The 3,032-nt window shown below is 67.7% G+C and carries 4 protein-coding genes and 1 pseudogene; 4 read left to right on the forward strand and 1 reads right to left on the reverse strand.

Features of this window, described 5'->3' with window-relative positions; genetic code table 11:
• Positions 1 to 410 precede the first annotated feature (410 nt).
• The 4 genes from ACFXN1_RS51590 to ACFXN1_RS51605 are packed head-to-tail and all read left to right on the forward strand — an operon-like array spanning position 411 to position 2,327.
• On the forward strand, positions 411 to 554 hold the full coding sequence (locus ACFXN1_RS51590) for a hypothetical protein (RefSeq protein ID WP_379464172.1): 144 nt from the start codon (positions 411 to 413) through the stop codon (positions 552 to 554).
• Between the two features lie 3 nt (positions 555 to 557).
• Complete coding sequence (locus ACFXN1_RS51595; protein ID WP_379464174.1) at positions 558 to 902, forward strand: hypothetical protein; 345 nt, start codon at positions 558 to 560, stop codon at positions 900 to 902.
• Positions 896 to 1,510: a carbohydrate ABC transporter permease gene (locus ACFXN1_RS51600; protein WP_379446587.1), complete on the forward strand. Its 615-nt coding sequence runs from the start codon at positions 896 to 898 to the stop codon at positions 1,508 to 1,510. The genes ACFXN1_RS51595 and ACFXN1_RS51600 overlap by 7 nt, the downstream gene beginning before the upstream one ends.
• Positions 1,503 to 2,327 carry a carbohydrate ABC transporter permease gene (locus tag ACFXN1_RS51605; protein ID WP_379446586.1) on the forward strand — a complete coding sequence of 275 codons (825 nt, stop codon included), beginning with the start codon at positions 1,503 to 1,505 and terminating at the stop codon, positions 2,325 to 2,327. The genes ACFXN1_RS51600 and ACFXN1_RS51605 overlap by 8 nt, the downstream gene beginning before the upstream one ends.
• A 340-nt stretch (positions 2,328 to 2,667) precedes the next feature.
• Here ACFXN1_RS51605 and ACFXN1_RS51610 read toward each other — a convergent pair.
• A pseudogene (locus ACFXN1_RS51610) lies at positions 2,668 to 3,032 on the reverse strand (acetyl-CoA carboxylase carboxyl transferase subunit beta); the annotation flags it as partial.

Raw genomic sequence — 3,032 nt, forward strand, 5'->3', positions numbered from 1 at the left:
CCTTCGAGGACGCAGTGCTTTTCGCGCCTCGCAGTGTGGCAGCCCGCCAGCCACGACATGCCGAATTCCAAGATCACCGACAGAGTCAAGCTGAGTCTGCGTTTCCGAGCCCCAGCCGGGGCGGGCGCAGCAATTTGTGGCCAAATGTGATGCGTCTGCACCAGGGACCGTCTCCGTCACGTTCCGGCAACTTCCGGGGCCGCCGATTTGGACCGTGGAGTAGTACGGGTCGGAGAATGGATCAGGTTCCGTCAATACATGGTGGCCGGCACCGTTGCGGTGCTCGCCGGTGAGCACCTCAAGTGTCGAAGACGTGGCCGTGGTCGTTCGGTGGTGGGCGATGCAGAATTCGAGACAGTCGGCGCGCAGCCGCAGGGTGAGCCGGTCGCCGCCAACCACCTGCCCGCCCCGTGCCGCCGCCAGGAGCCGATGGTTGCGGGCTCTCGTCGGTCATCGCGACCGCGGTCGAGGCCGACCCGGGCACCCGGATCTACGACAAGGCCGACACCGAGGTGCAGGAGCGGCTGGCGGCCCTCGCAGCGCAGGCCAGCTGACCGATGTTCGTCACAGTCCCCGAACAGGATGCGCCGCCGGTGATCGCTGCGACACCGGCGGCGCGTCCGCACCGCGCCCTGCTGCGCCGCGCACTCCGCGGCGCCACACCGTATCTGTATCTCGCGCCCGCACTGTTCCTGCTGGTGGTGTGGACATATCAGCCGCTGGTGCAGGCCCTGCAACTGTCCACCTACTCCTGGAATCTGCTCCCGACCCAGCCCATGCGGCCGGTCGGAATGGCGAATTACAAACGGCTGGTGGACCTTCCGGCGTTCTGGGCCTCGGCGCGCCGCACCGTCTGGATGATCGCCGGCTGCTGCCCATCACGGTCGCGCTACCGGTGCTGATCGCGCTGGCCGGCCGACGGGTGGGCCCGCGCGCCCGGACCGTCTATCACGCGCTGATCTTCACGCCATTCCTGGTCGCGCCCGTGGCGGTGGCCGCGGTGTGGCGCTGGCTGCTGCATCCACGCACCGGTTTCGTGGACAGTGTCATAGGCTCGCAACGCAATTGGGTCTACGACGCGCAGACCGCGCAGTGGGTGATCGTCGGCATCACCGGCTGGCAGCTACTCGGATTCGCCGTGCTGGTGGTGTGGGCCGAATTGGCCGGCATCAGCGGCGATTACGACGAGGCCGCAAGCGTCGATGGCGCCTCCCCCGGCCAGATCCGCCGCTGGATCACCCTGCCACTGCTGTCCCCCACCCTGCTGTTCCTAGTGCTGACCACCGTCCTGCTCAGCCCCATCTTGACTTTCCCGCGCATCGACACCATGACCCAAGGCGGCCCAGCACAATCCACCACCAACATCTACTATCTGCTCTACGAATACGCGTTCCACAGCTTCGACGCCGGCCTCAGCGCCGCGGCCGGGGTGCTGCTGTTCCTCGGATTCGGTGTGGTGGCCGCGGGCCTGGTCTGGATCTCGGAAAAGGTTGCCTTCCACGATGACTGAAACCTCGCTGCCCGACCGGCTGCGCTGCGCCGGCGGCCACTCGCTGCTGGCGGGCACGGCCGTCGTGTGTATCTTCCCCATCTACTGGCTCTTCGCGACCGCGCTGCGCCGACCCGAGGACGTCACGTCACTGTCCCCGCTGCCCTGGCCGCTGTCGCTGTCGAACTTCACCGACGCCGCCCACCAGCTCGACATCCCCCGCCTGATCCTCAATAACTGTGTGGTGGCGGCACTCTCGGCGTCGGGTCAGCTGCTCATCGCCCTGCTCGCCGCCTACGCCTTCGGCCTGTACACCTTCCGCTTCCAGCGGCTGCTGTACCTGGCCTTCGTCGGCACCTGGCTGGTCCCCTTCCAGGTCAGCATGCTGCCCAACTACATCCTCCTGACCCGCCTGGGCCTCCTCGACACCCTGGTCGGCGCCGTCCTGCCCACCCTGTGCTCGGCACTGGCCGTACTGCTCCTGCGCCAGCACCTGGCCGCCTTTCCCAAGGAGCTGGTGGCGGCCGCCCGCATCGACGGCCGCTCATCCTGGTCGATCCTGTGGACACTGGTGGTCCCCAACCTGCGCCCCGCCTTGGCAGCACTCGGAATTCTCCTGTTCATCAACGCCTGGAACGAATACTTCTGGCCCGCAGTAGTCCTCTGCCGCTCCAAGTCCGTCCTGCAACTGGGCCTGCGCAGCCTCATGGGCACCGAAGGCGACCAATGGGGTCCCTTGATGGCAGTAGCCGGCCTCGCCTGCCTCCCTGTCCTACTCCTCTACCTGGTCCTGCAACGCCACATCGTCAACGCCTTCGTCCGCTCAGGCCTCAAGTAGGCGTCCCACTGTCCGCGCCCGCGCCGAACGACTGGACCGAGCTGTGAGCGGGCCGCCTCACGTTCGGTCGTCGAGTTCGGCAAGGGCGACCGTCAATCCAGGTTGTCGACTTCTCGCAGTGTGCTCGCGGCCAAGGGACGCAGACCCGACTTCCGACAGGCATCCAGTAATCGGACGTGCACCGGCCATGTCACCAAAGGCAGCTCGGACTGCAGGGATACCAGCGGTTAGACGCGGTCGCAGGGCTGCGACACCGCCTCGGCGCGGATGCTCTCCCGAAGGTCCGTGCGCGCCAACTCGATCAGGCGGTCGTCGAGCTCGAGGATGCTGCCGTTGTCGGTCATCGGTTCTCCTGCAAAGCGTTTCGGGCGACGCCGAAGGCTCGGAAGCGTGCGTGCCGGTGGGCGCGCAGGTCGGACGCGGACCAGGCCCGCAGTTCGTGCACCGCCTGCCGCACCGCGCGGCGCAGCAGCGCGGTGGCGGCGGCCGGTTGCCGATCCGCACCACCCTCGGGTTCGGGGATGACAGCGTCGGCGATGCCGAGTTCGAGCAGGGCAGCGGCGTCCACCCGCAGCGCCTGGGCAGCACAGGGCGCGGCGGTGGCATCCTGCCAGAGGATGGACGCGCACCCCTCGGGGCTGATCACTGAGTAGACGGCGTTCTCGCACACCAGGACCCGGTCGGCGACCGCCAGCGCCAGCGCTC

The organism is Nocardia sp. NPDC059154 (genome assembly GCF_042755705.1).
Classification (GTDB): Bacteria; Actinomycetota; Actinomycetes; order Mycobacteriales; family Mycobacteriaceae; genus Nocardia.